Origin of the sequence: Synechococcus sp. W60.3 (genome assembly GCF_047502615.1) — a bacterium.
Lineage (GTDB): Bacteria > Cyanobacteriota > Cyanobacteriia > Thermostichales > Thermostichaceae > Thermostichus.
In genome coordinates this window covers 17,255-32,684 of record NZ_JANSHJ010000027.1, presented here as the reverse complement: position 1 = coordinate 32,684, position 15,430 = coordinate 17,255, and the positions used below count along the sequence as shown (strand labels likewise).

Below are 15,430 nucleotides of genomic sequence, written 5' to 3'. Positions count from 1 at the left end.
ACCCCCGGCCCCTCTCCCAGAGGGAGAGGGGAGCTGGAGATCAACCTAGAACTATAGCCGTTGGCGGGAGATACGCCATCAAGTCTCAACCCGGCCTGGAGGCGGCTGGCAGCGGGGGCAAAAGTGGGCCGAGCGGCCCGAGAGCTTACTCCGCTGAATGGGGGTGCCACAGAGGCGACAGGGATCCCCTTCTCGACCGTACACCCACGCCTGCCCCTGGTAGTTGCCGTTGAGCCCACGCAGATCCCGGTAATCCCGCAGGGTGGTGCCCCGCTGCTCCAGCCCGGCCCGTAACACCTGGATCAGGCTTTCTCGCAGGCGGCTCTTGGCAGCGTCGGAAAGCTGCGCGGCGGGTGTTGAGGGGTGGATGCCGCTCAGAAACAGGGCCTCGTCGGCGTAGATGTTGCCCACCCCCGCCACCAGCGACTGATCCAGCAAGGCGGCTTTGATGGGGCGGCGGCTCTTCTGCAAGGCAGCTTGGAAATAGGCCTCGGAAAAGGCCGGCGAAAGCGGCTCCGGCCCCAAGCTCTGCAGGGCAGGGATCACCGTCTCCGGCTCCACCCCAGCGGGCACCAGCCACATCTGGCCAAAGGTGCGCAGATCAACAAAGCGCAGCTCCCACCCCTGCTCCAAATGCAGCCGGACGCGAGTGTGGATCGGCAAAGGCGCGGATCCCTGAACCCAGAGCAGTTGCCCGGTCATGCGCAGATGCACGCCCAGAACCGCTCCAGAGTCCAGGGATCCCAGAAGATATTTGCCTCGCCGCTGCCACTGGGTCAAACAGCTGCCTGCCAGCCCCTGCGCAAACTCGTCTTTGCCGGGGTAGGCCACGGTGCGAGGGAGAAGCACCTCCACCGCCAGGATGCACAGACCCAGGGTGAGGCGCTGCAGATCCCGCCTGACGGTTTCAACTTCCGGCAGCTCGGGCACAGGAAGAGGAAGCCAAAGAGCTTGGTTGAGTTGGCAGGGGCAGCCTTAGCTGGAAGCTTTGGCTTTGGGCTTGGGCTCCTCCACCACTTCCAGCTCATCTTCGCGGAAGTTGTTGGTGTTGATGTTGTAGTAGTTGATCTTGTCGAAGCGGACGATCACCGGGTAGAGAATGCCGCTGGTATCCACCGCCGCAACCGTTCCCACATCCCGATACCAGTAGGATTCTTTCCGCAACACCCGGACTTTGGCACCACGCTGAATCGCCATAGAGGTTCTCTCCATTGACCTGCCCTTCAGATTACCCTAGTCCGTGAGAAGGCTGCGATTTCCGAATTTTTGTAACGGGGATCCCTGTGGCTTCCCTGCAGGTGGGAATCTTCTGGACGCTGGTGCCGCCCCTGCGTTAGGGCAAAGCCCAGCCCCCAAGGCTGCCACTCCCCTGCTGCCGTCGGAAGCGGCTGGTGTTGCGATGTGAAGAAATGCAAACTATACTGAAGGGCAGGTGCTCCTCTTGTAGCCCTTCCCAAGCCCTAACTGGAGGTTTCCATGTCCAACCCCAACTTGTCTGAGCCCAAGTTTGGCTTTAACGAATATGCCGAGCGTCTCAACGGCCGCGCGGCCATGATCGGCTTTGTGTTGGCCATTGTCATCGAAGCGGTGACGGGCCAAGGCGTCGCCTCCTGGCTGGGCCTGATCTAGAAAACTCAGCTTGCCGCGCTATGGAGTCGCTCCCGAAGCGGTAAACGCGAGATTCTGGGATCCCTGTGAGCAGAGAGGCAAGCTTGAAAGCCCTGCTCCCTCTGTTTTTTGTTGAGTTGAGGAAAAGCTTTGTTCTGGGGTCTGCCGGCCGGCAGGCCCTCATTCACAGAAAACATACCCGCACCCCTACCCCAATCCTTGCAGGAAAAGCGAAACCGGTTGCGCTCTCCCAACCCTCCTCTCCCTCTGGGAGAGGGACCGGGGGTGAAGGTCAACTGATCCCTTCCTGGCGTTTGGCAATGGGCATGCGCCAGCCGGTGCCAAAGGCGCGATCGGTCACGCGCAGGCCAGGGGGAGCCTGGTGGCGCTTGAACTCGGCACTCTGCACCAGGTGCAGCACCTGCTGAACAGTGTCGGGATCGAACCCTTGGGCCACCAGCTCGGCAGCGGATTGGTGCTGCTCGATGTGCCGCTGCAGGATGGCATCCAGCACGTCATAGGGGGGCAGGCTGTCGCTATCTTTCTGGCCGGGCCGCAGCTCTGCCGAGGGGGGCTTGGTGAGGATGGGAAGAGGGATCCGCTCTTGGTGGCGGTTGATCCAGCGGGCCAGGCGGTAGACCCAGGTTTTGGGCACATCGGAGATCACCGCCAAGCCGCCGGACATATCCCCGTAGATGGTGCAGTAGCCCACCGCCAGCTCCGACTTGTTGCCCGTACTCAAGAGCAGCCGGCCAAACTTATTGGAGAGGGCCATGAGCAGGGTGCCGCGAATGCGCGATTGCAGGTTCTCCTCCGCGATGTCGGGGGGCAGGCCGGCAAAGGGCTCATCCAGCAGGTGCTGGTAGCTCTCCATAATTGACTGGATGGGCAGCTTCAGGGTCGGGATCCTCAGGTTCTGCGCCAGTTGGTAGGCGTCCGTCAGGCTGCCCGGGCTGGAATAGGGAGAGGGCATGAGTACCCCCAGCACCCGCCCCGGCCCTAGGGCGTCGGCGGCAATGACGGCAGTTACCGCTGAGTCAATCCCCCCCGACAGGCCCAGCAACACCTCGCGAAAGCCGCATTTGCTGACGTAGTCGCGGGTGCCTAAGACCAGCGCCTCGTAGAGCTCTGCTTCCGGCTCCGTTGGCCAGCGGGATCCCTGAACTTCCGGGCCTTCCTTAGGAGGATGAACCAGCGCCTCCACATCTACCATCAGGCAGTCCGGCTGAAAGGCAGCGGCTTGGGCCACCACCCGGCCCCGGCAGTCTAGGGCGCAACTGGCCCCGTCGAAAATGAGGTCGTCGTTGCCCCCCACCTGGTTGACATAGAGGATGGGCAGGGCGTGCTTGCGGGCCAGGGATCCCAGCATCTCCACCCGCAATTTCTGCTTGCCCAGGCTAAAAGGCGAGGCCGACAGATTGATGAGCAAATCGGCGCCGCAGCGGGCCATCTCGTCTACCGGATCCCGGTGGTAGCGGCGGTGCTGCCAGAAGTCGCGGTCGTTCCAGATGTCTTCACAGATGGTGAAACCCAGGCGATAGCCGCCGTACTGGACGGGCTGGGGCTGGGATCCCGGCTCAAAGTAGCGGTCTTCGTCGAAGACATCGTAGGTGGGCAAAAGCGACTTCTGGAACCAGTGGCGGATCTGCCCCCCTTCCAGCCAGGCCGCGGCGTTGTAGAGGGGTCGCCCCTCCGGCAGGGGGTTGGGCTGCACGGATCCCACCACCACCGGAATGCTATCCCGCAGCCGGTCAGCCAACTGCTGCAAAACTTGGCCTGCCCTCTCGACTAGAGCAGGGTAGAGCAACAGATCCCGGGGCGGGTACCCCAACAAGGCCAGTTCAGAAGTAATCGCCAGCTCTGCCCCCTTGGCTGCTGCTGCCTCAACCGACGCACGGATGCGCTCGGCATTGCCGCTAAGATCACCAACGGTATAGTTAAGTTGCAACAGCGCTACCTTCACTTAGCTCCCTTAGCCGAGAATGGCGGACTCCACGATGATACGCCAGCTCAGACTTAGGTTTGGCCAGAGGCGGGTTGCACTGTTGCTGGCAACTCGGTCTCGGCTTCTGGATGGAAGTAGCGGTAGATCTGGCGGGCCAGCTTGGGGCCAATGCCAGGTACTTGGGCCAACTGCTCCTCAGTAGCCATCTGGATGCGGGCAAGGGAGCGAAACGCCTCCATGAGCAGCTTTTGCCGCTGCTTGCCTAGACCAGGGATCTCCTCCAGAACCGAAGCCTGTTGGCGTAGTTTCCGCTGCTGGCGATGGTAGGCAAGGGCAAAGCGGTGGGCCTCATCCCGCAGACGCTGCAACAGCAGGCGGGCCGGATCCTGGGGCGGCAGCCGCAGCGGCTCGGGATCCCCAGGCCGAAAGATTTCCTCCTCCCGCTTGGCCAAGGCAATGACCGGCAGGTGATCTAGCCCCAGCTCCGCCAGAACAGCCATCACTGCAGCCAGTTGCCCTTTGCCCCCGTCGATGAGCACCAAGTCCGGCTGATCCTCAGGGGTCATTTTGCTAAAGCGACGCCGCGCCACCTCGGCATGGCTGGCAAAATCGTCGGAGTGGCCAGGACGCACCTCGGGGTTGCGAATCTTGTAGCGGCGGTAGTGCTGCTTGGCTGGCAGGCCGTCGATAAACACCACCTGGCTGCCCACCGCATCGGATCCCTGAATGTGGGAAATATCGTAGGCTTCTAGGCGGCGGGGGGCTGACGGCAGATCCAAAACTTCTGCCAAGCGCTCCAGGGCTGCTGCCTCCCGGTCTGCCAAGCGCTGGCTGCGGGCTAGCTCCAGCTGGGCGTTCCGCTCCACCAGTTCGATTAGCTCGGCTTTGCTCTGCCGCTGCGGGGCAAGGAGGCTGACCTTGCGCCCCTTTTTCTGGCTCAGCCAAGATTCCAAAAAATCGCGATCCGGCAACTCATACTGGGTCAAAATCTCGGAGGGAATTTCCACCGGGTCGCAATATTGGTAATGTTCCTGCAAAACCCGCTGCAAAATAAGAGCCGGGTCGTCGCCGCGGTTTTCGGCCACAAACCCTAGCCGTCCCACCAACTTGCCCGCCCGCACCTGAAACAACTGGATGCAAGCCCGCGAGTCGTTCATGGCCAAAGCTATGGCATCGCGGCTGGCGGTAGAGTTGGGCAAAGAGACCTTCTGGGATTGGCCCAGTTGCTCTAGGCCGCGGATTTGATCCCGATACCGCGCTGCTGCCTCGTAATTTTCTTGCTCGGCCGCCTGGGCCATTTTCTCCTTCAACTCCCGGATGAGCTCGTCCGTCTGGCCTTGGAAGATCATCGCCACTTGAGCAACGGTCTTGCGATACGCTTCCGGGCTAATCAAGCCCTGACAGACACCAGGGCAACGCCCGATGTCATAGTTCAAACAGGGGCGGTCCTTGTAAAGCGGCTTGGGGCGCTGGCGCAAGGGAAAAATGCGCTTTACCAGACCGAGGGTGTAACGCAGCAGGCCCACATCGGTATAGGGCCCGTAGTACTTATCTTGATTTTGGTTGAGACGGCGGTGGCGGGTAATGTAAATCTGCGGGTAAGGCTCTGACCACGTAATGCACAAATAGGGGTACTTTTTATCCTCTTTGAGGAGAACATTGTAGGGCGGCTGATAGGTTTTAATGAGATTGTCTTCCAGGGCTAGAGCTTCGCTTTCGTTATCAGTGACGATAAACTCGATCTCGCAAACCTGAACTACCATGCGCTGAATACGAGGAGACAGGTCGCCGGTAAAGCGAAAATAGGATCGCACGCGAGATCGCAACTTTTTGGATTTGCCCACATAGAGAATCTGGTCGGTGGCATCCCGCATCAAATAGACACCAGGTTCGGCAGGAATCTCCTTAAGGCGGCTTTCTAGAACCTCAGGGTTTTGAATCAGAGGGACAGTCATACAGCTTCGCTCCAACAGGCAAAGCCAGGGATCCCAAGGCTTTCATTCAGTGATGACCAAGTCACTCCCATCTTAAAATCATCCCATCGCCCAGTTGGCTGCAGTTCATTTTCTGGCCGGCTAAGTGTAGCTATCACTCGACTGAAAAACCTCCCAAGCGTTTCGCAACGCTGCCGGGCCGCAGCCCTGCCGCCCCTAAGCCCGTTTCCTTCGGGGGAGGAGATGTGACAGACGGTTTCGCGACAGCTTGCAACGCTCCCACCGGGCACTTCCCCCTGGAGAAGGGGGAGAGGTTTTCTGTCAAGTTGTTAGAACTTGTTTGCCAAGGTCGCCTATTGAATGACTTGGCTCATGTAGTTTCTCCAAGTTTGGGCGGCGATGCTGCTGCTGCCGCGGGTGGGGCTGGCGTCGTCGTTGCCCAGCCAAATGCCGGTTACCAGAGGCGGATTGGGCGTGTAGCCGACAAAGAGCAGATCCCTGTTGGCGGTGGTGGTGCCCGTTTTGCCGGCCTCCCCGATCCCAAGGCGGGCGGCGGTGCCGGTGCCGGAGCGGATCACCCCTTGCAATACGGCGGTCATCTGCTGGGCGACGCTCTCCGACAAAACCAGCCGCTGCGAGCGGGGATCCTCGCGACCGGGGTAGATCTCGCGGCAGGTGCGAAAGTCGTCGGGGTTGGCGCAATCGCTGCTATCCAGGATGCGGCGGATGGTGTGGGGCCTAGACCAAAGGCCGCGATTGGCCAAAGGGGCAAAGGCCGCGGTCAGCTCCAGCAGGTTCACCTCCATCGTGCCGAGAACCAGGGAAGGATAGGGCTGTAAGGGGGATTGGATGCCCATTTGCCGCGCCATGGCCACCACCCGCTCCAGCCCTACCTGTTGGGCCAGCCGCAGGGCGATCACGTTTTCGGAGAGGATCAGGCCGCGGGCCAAGTCCATGGGGGCACTTCCCGAGCGGCAGCCCTGAAAGGTGAGGTTGCCCCAAGTAAGCGGCTCACAGGAGAGCACCTGCGACAGCGGGATCCCCTGGCTGAGGGCAGCGGCATAGGCGAAGACTTTGAAGGTGGATCCGGGCTGCCGTTGGGCTTGGGTGGCACGGTTAAAGGGGCTGGCGGTGTAGTCGATCCCGCCCACGAGAGCTAGGATCTCGCCGTTGCGGCTGTCGAGGCTGACCAAGGCGCCTTGGTTGAAGCCCAGGCGGGATCCCACCTCGCGCACCGTTTGGGCCAGGGCCTGCTCCGCCAGCCGCTGGTAGGGCAAATGCAGCGTCGTCTCGATGACGAAGTTGCCCTCTGCCGAGAGATCTTGCCCCAAAAGCTGCCGCAGCTCCTGGAAGACGGTGCTGTAGAAGTAGGGGGCAACTGTCGAGGTCTGGGAGCGCAGGTTGGGGTTGAGGGTGAGGCGGCTGCGCCGGGCCCGCCGAATCTCCTCTTCCGGGAAAACTTTGAGCTCGCTGAGGCGATCCAACACCCGATCCCGGCCCCGCACGGCGGCCTCGTAGTTGGCGACGGGGTTGAAGGCGTTGGGGGCGGGCAGAATGGCGGCCAGGGTGGCGGCTTCGGAAAGGCTGAGCTGGCGGCTGGGGATCCCGAAGTAGAACTGGGCGGCGGTCTCAAAGCCGTAGAGGCCGTTGCCCAGGTAGACGTTGTTGAGGTAGAGGGTGAGGATTTCGTCTTTGCTGTAGCGCCGTTCCAGCTTGAGGGCGGCGACGGCCTCCCGCAGCTTGCGGCCAAAGGTGTTGCCTGAGCCGGTGTAGTCGCGCAAGACGGTGCGAGCCAGTTGTTGGCTGATGGAGCTGCCCCCCTGCTGCACCTCCCCGGAGCGCAGGTTGACCCAAAAGGCGCGGGCAATGCCCAGCAGATCGACCCCGAAGTGGGAGTAGAAGCGGTGATCTTCGGCGGCCACCACCACTTTGGGCAGAATCGGGCCAAAGGCTTCCAGGTTGGGCAGCTCCCGGTAGAGATCCCCCTGGTGGCGGCGCAGCTCGGTTTGCCGATCCCCGGCCAGGACGATCAGGGGGTTGCGATCGGCGGCCAGCGGCGGTTCTACTGAGAACTTGCTCCACTCATGGCCGATCCAAAGCCTCGCCCCCAGCCCCAAGAGCGCCATCAGGATCAGGCAGCCGCGCACCCCGTACACCTGCGGCGGCGGTGGATCCAACACCTGAATAACCACGCTCTCCGGATCCCGGGGCGGGCCAAGGCTGAGTCGCTGGCCGTGGCGCAGGATCACCCGCCGCACCCGCTCGGCGCCGCCAAAGGGCTTGAGGCGAAAGACGCCGTTGGTGGAGTCTTGATCTTCCAGTTGGTAGCGACCAGCGTTCCACCCCAGCCAGTAGAGGAGGGGATGCAGAGGGATCCGCCACCCCAAGCCAGGCAGACGCCAGCCCGGACGCGGGCGAATGCGGGCGTGCAGATGGCTCACCGCAGGGGCGGGGATGCGGATGGTGGCCACCGTCTGGCTGCGACCAAGAATGTCGGATCCCTGCAGGACAAACACCTGGGGAGGCTCTCCTGGGCAGGTGATCTGCAGGCGCACCGGGCGTTTGGGGGGAGGGGGCTCGGCAGGCTTGAGGAGGGCCGTAGGCCCGACCGGAAAGGGCCTCGCCAGGGTCTTGAAGAAGCGAGCGACGGTGCCCCGTAGGGAATTCTTGTCTTCAGAAGCAGACATGGCTCAATCTCCCCGCAATTCGCGCGCGCGGCGCAGCAGCTCCTGCAGGGTCTGGCCGGGACGAGGGCCGGCGGCGGCTGGAGTGGCTCTGGGGGCTGGGCGGGGCTGGGCAACGGGGACGGTGGGCGGGGGATCCCAAACGGCCATGTAGAGGTGGCCCTGGGGGGTGCGCTCGACCACGCCAGACCAGGGGCCGACGCGGAACTGGACGCGCTCAGAACGGTTTTCCCGCACCGCCTGCAGTTCTCGCTGCAACTGGGGGGGCAAGGGGGCCTGCAGCATGTCTTCCAGCAGCCCTTCCGCCTGCGGGGCGGGCACGTCGTCGGCGACGGTGGCCTCGATTTGTTGCAGCGCCAGGCTGGATTCGTCGTAGGTGAGGCTCAAGTTCATGCTGCCCAAGCGGTACAGGTCGTAGACGGTGTTGGGCCGAGCGCCTCGCCCCTGCTGGCTGGGGGATCCCAGGGCGGCCCGCACCACCTCGCGGGAAGTCTGGAGAGGGAAGGCGCGCAACACCGGCCCGCTGTAGGGTTCTAGCTCCGGTGCCGGATCCCGACGGGTTGCGCCCTCGTCCTGCCCAGCACTGCTGCCAAGGATATCCGGAACGAGAACTTCAGGGGCCGTATCGGGCTGCGCCTCCGCTCCTGGGCGCTCATCCTCTAACTCCGTGGCAGCTGGCGAGGGGCGAGAGCCGGAGAGCACCGGAGCCGCAGGGCGCTGCAGCAACCGTCCCAACCCCCAACTCACCAAGGCCAAGCCCAGCAAACTGCCCCCCAAGAAGGGGATCAGGCGGGCCCAGAGCAGGGATCCCCTGTTCTCGCTGGCCATTGTCGGGGGCGCAAGCCGCAGCGTGCCGGCCGTGGCCAGGGGGGGCGCCGAGGGAAAAAGCGGGCCAGAGGGGATCGCTGGAAATTGAAGGGCAACAGCCTGGGAAGCTCCTCTGGGGGATCCCTGCGCTCTGGCTTGGATGCGCTCCAGCTCCGCCAACACATTGGCCACCGTGGGCGGACGGGCGGCCGGATCTTTGGCCAAACAACTGAGGATCAGATCCGACAAACCGGCGGGCAGCGCCAACGGCAGTCCCAGCTCTTCCAAAGGCAGGGGACGCTGCTTGTGGTGGGCCTGGTACCAGCCCGGGAAAGATTCGGTGGTAGGCTGGAGGGGCATCTGGCCGGACACCATCTGGTAGAGCATGATCCCGAAGCTGTAGATGTCGGAGCGGGCATCCAGCGGCAACCCTTCCAGTTGCTCCGGGGAGGAGTAGGCCAGCGTCCCCAGGTAGGCGTGGGTAAGGCTGAGCGACTCGCGGGTGTTGAGCAGCTTGGCAATGCCAAAGTCCACCAGCTTCGCCAGCTCCCCCAAGCTTTCGTCGGCCAGCACGATCACGTTGGCCGGCTTGAGGTCGCGGTGGATCACCTGGATCCGCTGTCCTTCCAGGAGGATCCCTTCGTGGGCTGCTTTGAGCCCCAGGCCAATTTGGCGGGCCAGCCGAAAAAAGCGCTCCAGCGGCAGAGATCCCGTCGCCAGAATGTCCTTGAGGGTTTGGCCGTTGAGGTATTCCATCACATAGAAAGGCACCCCATCGGCAGTGATGCCGTAGTCGCTTACCTTGACAATGTGCAGGCTTTTCTGGCCCAAAGCGGCGCAGGCTTTGGCTTCCCGCTCAAAGCGCAGGCGGGCCTGCTCGTCCATCGCCGGCTGGGAGAGCAGCTTAACGGCCACTTCCACCCCGCCAAAAAGCAGATCCTGGGCCAAGTAGACCCGCCCCATGCCTCCTTGCCCCAGCAGATGGGTCAGGCGATAGCGCTGGGCCAAGAGGCGACCCAAAAAGGGATCCGACGCAGTAAACATAGGGAATCGCGGCGGTAGAGAGAACAGCGCAGAGCCCCCGCAGGGATCCGGCCAGAGTGGGCTACCTCTACCATAAGCACTGGGGCCCCAATAGGCTATGCTCACCCCCGTCGATCCGGTTGCTTGGAATGTCTTTGCCCGTCGTTTACCACCCCGACTACAGCGCCCCCCTGCCGCCGGGCCATCGCTTTCCCATGCCCAAATTCCGCCTCCTGCACGAGCTGCTGCTGCGGGAAGGGGTGATCCGCCCTCAGCAAGTGCATCAGCCGGAACTCCCCCCCCTGGCTTGGATCGAATCGGTGCACACGCCAGAGTACGTGCGGGCCTACTGCGAGGGATCCCTGGAGGCCAAACTGCAGCGGCGCATCGGCCTGCCCTGGAGTCCCGAGCTGGTGCAGCGCACCTGTCGCGCGGTGGGCGGCACCGTCCTGACCGCCCAATTGGCCCTGCGCCACGGCCTGGCCTGCAACACCGCCGGCGGCACCCACCATGCCTTTCCCGCCTACGGCTCCGGCTTCTGTATTTTCAACGACCTGGCCATCGCCGCCCAAGTCCTGCTGCAGCAGGGGCTGGTGCAAAAGGTTCTGATTGTAGACCTGGATGTGCACCAGGGCGACGGCACCGCCTGGATCTTCCGCTCCGAGCCGCGGGTGTTTACCTTTTCCATGCACTGCGCCGCCAACTTCCCCGCCACCAAGCAGGCCAGCGACCTGGACGTGCCCCTGCCGGTGGGCCTGGAAGACGAAGCTTATCTGCAAACCCTGGCCGACTACCTGCCCGATCTGTTGGCTCAGGTGCGCCCGGATCTGGTGCTCTATGATGCGGGGGTGGATCCCCACCGCGAAGATCTCTTGGGCAAGCTGGCCCTCAGCGACGAGGGGCTCTTCCGCCGCGATATGCAGGTGCTGGACACCTGCTTAAAGCGAGGCTACCCCGTTGCCTGCGTTATCGGCGGCGGCTACGGCAACGACCTCGCTCAGCTTGTCTACCGCCACTCGCTCCTGCACCGGGCTGCCGGCGAAGTGTACCGGCAATACCGTCTCTAGCTGGCCGCGAACTAGGCGTATTCGGCGATCACCACCGTGATGTTGTCCCGACCGCCCCGCTCTTTGGCCGCCTCGACCAACTGGCAGGCCAGTTGATCCAAATCCTCCACCTTCAGGCAGTACTCGGCGATGACCTCGTCATCTAGCTCTTCGGTGAGCCCGTCACTACACAACAGCAGGCGATCCCCAGGGCGCATTGTAATCGGCTGAACAGCAGGCGGCCCTGCATCGGGGCGGCCCAGGCAGCGCTCGAGAATGTGGCGCCAGGGGTGCATGCGGGCTTGCGCCTGGGTCAACTCCCCTTGGCGAACCGAGCGAGCTACCAAGGTGTGATCCTCCGTCATCTGCTGCATCTCAGATCCGCGGAGGCGGTAAAGGCGAGAGTCGCCGATGTGAGCGCTCCAGCAATTGTTGTTGGGATCCACCAGAGCCACCACCACGGTGGTGCCCATGTCGGCCCGCTCCGGGTTTTCTCGCTGGTCTTTAAGAATGGCCTCGTTGGCCGCTTCTATCGCCTCGCTGAGCAGCTTGGGCGCTGGCACGGTCTGCCAACCCCGCTCAAGGCACTCGCGAATGACCTCGACCGCCAACAGGCTGGCTGTTGCTCCGGCAGCGTGCCCTCCCATGCCATCGGCAACGATGAAGTAACGTCCTTCTGGATCACAGTAGTAGGCATCCTGATTGCTGCTGCGGACCTTGCCTGGATCCGTAGCGCAGGCATATCGTCGCATCACATCAGTGGCTCTGATCCATTTGCCTTTAAGAGTACCCTGACCAGCGCCAAAGCGGCGAGAACGGCCAAAGCCAGGGTGACGATCGCTAAAGTAGCATGCCCAGCCGAAAATAGCTGGGTTGCGCTGAGAAAAAAAGTTGCAAACAACACCGCGTAGATAACTCCCCGTCCGGTGCTGTTCAGCTTGCGCAGCAAACGCTCTGCCTCGCTGGATCGCACCCGCAGGCGTAGCTCCCCCTGTTCCAGCTTGCTCAAGGTCGCTTCAAGACGGCGGGGCAAGCTGAGGCTGCTGCTGGTGAACTCTGCCGCCTGGCGGCTGACCTGGGCTAGCAGAGTCTCCGTCTCCGGTTTGCTGCCGTTCATCAGCTCCTCCGCGAAAGGCTTGGCCACTTCCAGGAAATTGAACTCCGGATCCAAGCTTTTCCCCAGCCCCTCCAACGTGGTCAGGGCCCGCATCACAAAGGTAAAGGTGGCGGGAAAGCGAAACGGCTGATCGTAGGCCAGCTCGTAGAGGTCTTCGCTGATGGCCATCACCGAGATCTCGTCGGAGCTGTTGGAAAAGGGCTTGTCCATGAAGTGATCCAACATGTACTGCACCGAGCGGCGTACTGGCGCCAGATCGGCAGTGGGCACCAACACGCCCAGCTCCACCAGCAAGGCCACCACCAGGTCGGCATTTTTGGCCACCACAGCCGCCAGCATGGCCACCAACTTTTCCTTGATGCCAGGGCGAATGCGCCCCATCATGCCGAAGTCGTAGAAGATCAGCGTGCCATCCGGCTTGACGGCAATGTTGCCAGGGTGGGGATCGGCGTGAAAAAAGCCGTCTTTGAGCAGTTGCCGCAAATAGGCCTCTGCCCCCAAGCGGGCCAAGAGCTTGCGATCCAGCCCCGCCGCGCTCAGGGCTTCGTAGTCGCTGATCTTGATCCCTGGCAGGTATTCCAGCGTCAGCAGGCGGGGGGAAGTGTAGCGCCAGTACACTTTGGGGACGGCAATTTGTGGCATGTCCCGAAAGTTGCGGCGAAAGGTGTCGGCGTTGCGGCCCTCGTTGAGGTAGTCCACTTCCTCCCAGAGGGTGCGCCGACACTCTTCGTAGATGCCGATCCAGTCGCGGCCCGGCCCGCCCCAACGGGTGTGGTACTGAAAGAACTCGGCAATACCGCGGCAGATCTCCAGATCGATCGTGAACAGGCGGGTCAGGCCCGGACGCTGCACCTTGACCACCACTTCTTCGCCGGTCTTGAGCTTGGCCCGATGCACCTGCCCCAAGCTGGCCGCCGCCAAGGGGGTGGGATCGAAATAGCTGTAGATCTGCTCAATGGGCTTGCCCAACTCTTGCTGCACGATGGCTGCCACCTGTTCGTAGCCAAAAGCAGGCACCCGATCCTGCAGCTTGGACAGCTCCTCGACGTACTCGGAGGGGAAGAGATCGGCCCGGGTGGAGAAAAACTGCCCCACCTTGATAAAAGTAGGACCGAGGTGGAGCAGCGTCTCGCGGATCCAGATGGCCCTGGCGCGGCGGCGTTTGGCTTTGCGCTCCGCTGTGGGCTGCCCCCCGTAGCTCCACGCCTGCTGATCCAGCCAGAGGTAAAACAGCCAGGTGAGCACAAATCGCCAAATATCAATGAGGCGGCCCCAGCGGGTGTAGTTTTCTCGGGCCCAACGGTAGGCGGTATAGGGCTTGGCGGGTTCGGATCCCAAAACGGCTCGGGATGGGAGTGTGCTGGCGTTCAAGCGTTTCGACTCCGATACTTCTGCAATTCGGAGCGCAACTGCGCCACCTCTGCCCGCAGGTCGTCTAGGGTTGCCTGCAGGTCTTCTGCCTTGAAGGGGGGTGCCGCCATTTCCTGGGCAGCTAGCGATGCTTCCGCCTCAGCCCGGGCCATGACATCCTGGGCAAAGGTCTGCCAGCCCTCTTGGAGCTCCGCCCACACCTTGCCCACTTCCCCGGCAAGGTCGGCAAGGGTGCTCTCCAGGCGCTCTCGCAGCACGTCGGCCACCGCCTTGCCGACAAAAAAAGCCCGCACAACTGGATTGTTCATGTAACCCAAGTGTTAAGAAGCATCACCCAGATTATAACGAATCTTGCCCCAACCAAGCCGAAGAGCCGATCCACCCGAACGGCGTCGGATGATCGGCTTGAGAGCTTGGCAAGGGCGCAGTGGGTAGGAGGCCCAACCCTCAGCGGCGGTTGGTGGTCATGTCGGGGATCTTCAGATCGAAGACGCTGATGTTTTGCCGCGCTGCCGGCTTGGGATTGAGCATGCGGGCCATGTTGAGGAAGTTTTCCGGATCCCCGGGCTTGGGAGGCCGAGTAATCCGGTAGGTGCGCACCACTTCCCGCGTCGAGCGCTTCACGCCGGAAACATCCCGCCACCGCGCCCCGTAGCGGGGGTTGAGCAAGTTGGTCGGCTTCTCGGAAAGGCGGCGGCGCTGGTAAGGCACCACATCGTCCCCGAAGGCGGCGTTGTACTCCTCACTGTCGACAACGGCGTCGATAAAGCCGTTCAGACCGCGGGTGGCCAGGATGATGGAGTACTTGATGCGCTCCTGCTGGCTGTAGGTGGGCCGGCCCAGGAAGCGCTGGAAGGTGATCTCGACGAAGCGGTAGTTGTCGTTAGGAACCATGACCAGATCCCGGTACACCTCCGACTTGCCCAGGCCACGGATAAACTCCTTCACCGAGATCGCCCCGTTGCGCAGCTGGGACTCCAGCGCTTTTTGCCGGTAGCTCTCCAGCATCAGGTGTTCGCTGAAGATCTGCCGGTAGGCGGCGCGGATGACATTTTCGATGCCCGTCGGGTCGTCGGGGCGATAGGCGGGCGGGGTTTCGTCGCTGGGTACAAAGTAGCGCTCCACCCGCACGCTTTGCGTGGTGGGGCGATCGGCAAGCAGCGGAAGAGTCATAGGTTATGCTCCTGAGGAAACGAAACAACAAAATGGCAGGGGTTATGGATCAGCAGCCAGCTCCTGCTGGCTTAGGCGGGCGCGTAGGGGAATCAAGGGATCCGCATCCTGCAAGGCCATTTGCAGGGCTGCCTCGACGGCAGATCGCAGGGACGCCTCTCCCAGCCGAGCCAAATCCGTCAGGGATCCGACGGCGGCATAGCGAACTCCCCAGTCGGCGTCGCCCAGGCATTGCCGCAACAGGTGCAAGGCTCGCTCTTGATCGGAGAGGGGCCGCCGTGCCGCTACCTGTCCCAGCCCACGGGCCGCCGCTCGCCGCACGCTGGGGGCGAAGTCCGCCACAATGGCTTCCGCCAAAAAGGGGTAGGCATCGCCGTGGCCGATACGGGCCAACGCCCGCACCGAATAGGCGCGCGCCCCATAGTCGAAGCCATCGATGTTGGCCAGCAAAGGCCCTACCGCCGCCTCCCCAAAGCGCAACACCTCTTCCAGCGCGGCCTCCCCCACGGCAGGGCGGTTGAAGCCAAAGGCGCGAATGAGCAGGGGGATCCCTTCCACGTGGCCCAAGGATCCCAGCGCTCTCACCACCCGCAACAGTTCTTCCGCTGAGGTGGCCTGTTCCAGTTCAGCGGCCAGTTGAGCCACAGCAGCGGGAAGCACTTGCGCAGCCGAGGAAGAGGACATAGACAACCCAGAGGCCAAGGTAAGTAAAAAACTAACGA

At 62.7% G+C, this 15,430-nt stretch carries 13 protein-coding genes; 2 read left to right on the top strand and 11 right to left on the bottom strand.

Features of this window, described 5'->3' with window-relative positions:
* Positions 1-78 precede the first annotated feature (78 nt).
* Positions 79-930: a DNA-formamidopyrimidine glycosylase gene (locus NW846_RS09885; RefSeq protein ID WP_099812575.1), complete on the bottom strand. Its 852-nt coding sequence runs from the start codon at positions 928-930 to the stop codon at positions 79-81.
* Between the two features lie 45 nt (positions 931-975).
* Positions 976-1,197 carry a photosystem I reaction center subunit IV gene (locus tag NW846_RS09880; protein WP_011429119.1) on the bottom strand — a complete coding sequence of 74 codons (222 nt, stop codon included), beginning with the start codon at positions 1,195-1,197 and terminating at the stop codon, positions 976-978.
* 279 nt (positions 1,198-1,476) lie between these two features.
* Between NW846_RS09880 and NW846_RS09875 the strand changes: the two genes are divergently transcribed.
* A complete protein-coding gene (locus NW846_RS09875) occupies positions 1,477-1,629 on the top strand; it encodes a chlorophyll a/b-binding protein (RefSeq protein WP_011429120.1) in 153 nt (50 codons plus the stop codon).
* 271 nt (positions 1,630-1,900) lie between these two features.
* Here the strand turns inward: NW846_RS09875 and NW846_RS09870 are convergent, their stop codons facing one another.
* The 4 genes from NW846_RS09870 to NW846_RS09855 form a co-directional block, all read right to left on the bottom strand.
* Positions 1,901-3,571 carry an NAD+ synthase gene (locus tag NW846_RS09870; RefSeq protein WP_414346396.1) on the bottom strand — a complete coding sequence of 557 codons (1,671 nt, stop codon included), beginning with the start codon at positions 3,569-3,571 and terminating at the stop codon, positions 1,901-1,903.
* 53 nt (positions 3,572-3,624) lie between these two features.
* A complete protein-coding gene (uvrC, locus tag NW846_RS09865; RefSeq protein WP_414346393.1) occupies positions 3,625-5,508 on the bottom strand; it encodes an excinuclease ABC subunit UvrC in 1,884 nt (627 codons plus the stop codon).
* Positions 5,509-5,840: 332 nt separating this feature from the next.
* A complete protein-coding gene (locus NW846_RS09860; RefSeq protein WP_011429123.1) occupies positions 5,841-8,174 on the bottom strand; it encodes a transglycosylase domain-containing protein in 2,334 nt (777 codons plus the stop codon).
* Positions 8,175-8,177: 3 nt separating this feature from the next.
* Complete coding sequence (locus tag NW846_RS09855) at positions 8,178-10,022, bottom strand: serine/threonine-protein kinase (RefSeq protein ID WP_011429124.1); 1,845 nt, start codon at positions 10,020-10,022, stop codon at positions 8,178-8,180.
* 128 nt (positions 10,023-10,150) lie between these two features.
* On the opposite strand from NW846_RS09855, the gene NW846_RS09850 reads away from it, so the two are divergent.
* Positions 10,151-11,068, top strand: a complete 918-nt coding sequence (locus tag NW846_RS09850) for a histone deacetylase (RefSeq protein WP_011429126.1) — start codon at positions 10,151-10,153, stop codon at positions 11,066-11,068.
* A gap of 11 nt (positions 11,069-11,079) precedes the next feature.
* On the opposite strand, the gene NW846_RS09845 is transcribed toward NW846_RS09850, so the two are convergent.
* The 5 genes from NW846_RS09845 to NW846_RS09825 all read right to left on the bottom strand — a co-directional run bounded on the left by NW846_RS09845 (position 11,080) and on the right by NW846_RS09825 (position 15,392).
* On the bottom strand, positions 11,080-11,799 hold the full coding sequence (locus NW846_RS09845; protein WP_011429127.1) for a Stp1/IreP family PP2C-type Ser/Thr phosphatase: 720 nt from the start codon (positions 11,797-11,799) through the stop codon (positions 11,080-11,082).
* Positions 11,799-13,502, bottom strand: a complete 1,704-nt coding sequence (locus NW846_RS09840; RefSeq protein ID WP_414346387.1) for an ABC1 kinase family protein — start codon at positions 13,500-13,502, stop codon at positions 11,799-11,801. The genes NW846_RS09845 and NW846_RS09840 overlap by 1 nt, the downstream gene beginning before the upstream one ends.
* A gap of 29 nt (positions 13,503-13,531) precedes the next feature.
* Entirely contained in the window at positions 13,532-13,843 is a 312-nt protein-coding gene (locus tag NW846_RS09835) for a DUF6825 family protein (RefSeq protein ID WP_011429129.1), read from the bottom strand.
* 139 nt (positions 13,844-13,982) lie between these two features.
* Entirely contained in the window at positions 13,983-14,708 is a 726-nt protein-coding gene (locus NW846_RS09830; protein ID WP_011429130.1) for a phycobilisome rod-core linker polypeptide, read from the bottom strand.
* A gap of 42 nt (positions 14,709-14,750) precedes the next feature.
* Complete coding sequence (locus NW846_RS09825; protein ID WP_099812571.1) at positions 14,751-15,392, bottom strand: HEAT repeat domain-containing protein; 642 nt, start codon at positions 15,390-15,392, stop codon at positions 14,751-14,753.
* Positions 15,393-15,430: the final 38 nt, after the last annotated feature.

Bases quoted from the DNA above. Each gene is read 5' to 3' on its own strand.
- NW846_RS09880 (WP_011429119.1), bottom strand. From the start codon at position 1,197: ATGGCGATTCAGCGTGGTGCCAAAGTCCGGGTGTTGCGGAAAGAATCC.
- NW846_RS09875 (WP_011429120.1), top strand. From the start codon at position 1,477: ATGTCCAACCCCAACTTGTCTGAGCCCAAGTTTGGCTTTAACGAATAT.
- uvrC (WP_414346393.1), bottom strand. From the start codon at position 5,508: ATGACTGTCCCTCTGATTCAAAACCCTGAGGTTCTAGAAAGCCGCCTT.
- NW846_RS09860 (WP_011429123.1), bottom strand. From the start codon at position 8,174: ATGTCTGCTTCTGAAGACAAGAATTCCCTACGGGGCACCGTCGCTCGC.
- NW846_RS09855 (WP_011429124.1), bottom strand. From the start codon at position 10,022: ATGTTTACTGCGTCGGATCCCTTTTTGGGTCGCCTCTTGGCCCAGCGC.
- NW846_RS09850 (WP_011429126.1), top strand. From the start codon at position 10,151: ATGTCTTTGCCCGTCGTTTACCACCCCGACTACAGCGCCCCCCTGCCG.
- NW846_RS09845 (WP_011429127.1), bottom strand. From the start codon at position 11,799: ATGCGACGATATGCCTGCGCTACGGATCCAGGCAAGGTCCGCAGCAGC.
- NW846_RS09835 (WP_011429129.1), bottom strand. From the start codon at position 13,843: ATGAACAATCCAGTTGTGCGGGCTTTTTTTGTCGGCAAGGCGGTGGCC.
- NW846_RS09830 (WP_011429130.1), bottom strand. From the start codon at position 14,708: ATGACTCTTCCGCTGCTTGCCGATCGCCCCACCACGCAAAGCGTGCGG.
- NW846_RS09825 (WP_099812571.1), bottom strand. From the start codon at position 15,392: ATGTCCTCTTCCTCGGCTGCGCAAGTGCTTCCCGCTGCTGTGGCTCAA.